A 655-nucleotide genomic window follows, 5' to 3' on the forward strand; every position below is an offset into this window, starting at 1 on the left:
ATATTTAATATTTTTATCTATTATTTATTTTATTTGCTTTTATAGTTTGCCTCTGGTAAAATAGTTTTAGGTGATACCCCCTTGAGATTTATTCTCTTAAATAAGATTTTTAAACTAGTATACAGTTTATTACTTGCCGGAAAATGTCGTTTTCTCCTCGATTTATGTGCTGCGAGGATGTGAGACTGTATACAACTGGAGGTGTTTTTATGTCTATTCTAGCTATTGATGTTTCTAAGGACTCTCTTGACTATTTTTCTGATTTCTTTGGTTCGGGTTCTGTAAAAAATTCACCCCAAGCCATTTTTGATTTGTTTTCTAATGCTTATTCTGTTTCTAATGACTTTTTCCTTGTTCTTGAATCTACTGGTGTTTATTCTTTTGATGTTGCTTCTTTTTTTTTATGATCATTCTATTAAGGTTTTTTGGGTTAAGACTGATAATATGAAACTTTATCGTAAAATCCTTAACCGTCCTAAAACTGATAAAATCGATGCTAAGCTTATTTTCGATATTGCTCTTAATTTTCCAGATTCTCTTGTCCCTTTTGTTTCTAATTCTCATTTGATTAATGAACTCCGTAATCTTACTAGACTTCATCTTAAGTTTAATGAAGATATCTCTCGCTTAAAATTAAGATTGTACTCTTATGTTG

General features: G+C 29.9%; 2 protein-coding genes. Both read left to right on the forward strand.

The features are described from left to right. Positions 1-209: 209 nt before the first annotated feature. Entirely contained in the window at positions 210-407 is a 198-nt protein-coding gene (locus ACYQ44_RS10405) for a hypothetical protein (protein ID WP_459997224.1), read from the forward strand. Further along, positions 385-655: IS110 family transposase (locus ACYQ44_RS10410; RefSeq protein WP_459997226.1), on the forward strand; the 271-nt coding region annotated here is incomplete at its 3' end. The genes ACYQ44_RS10405 and ACYQ44_RS10410, both read left to right, overlap by 23 nt.

It is taken from the genome of Marinitoga arctica, assembly GCF_054657315.1.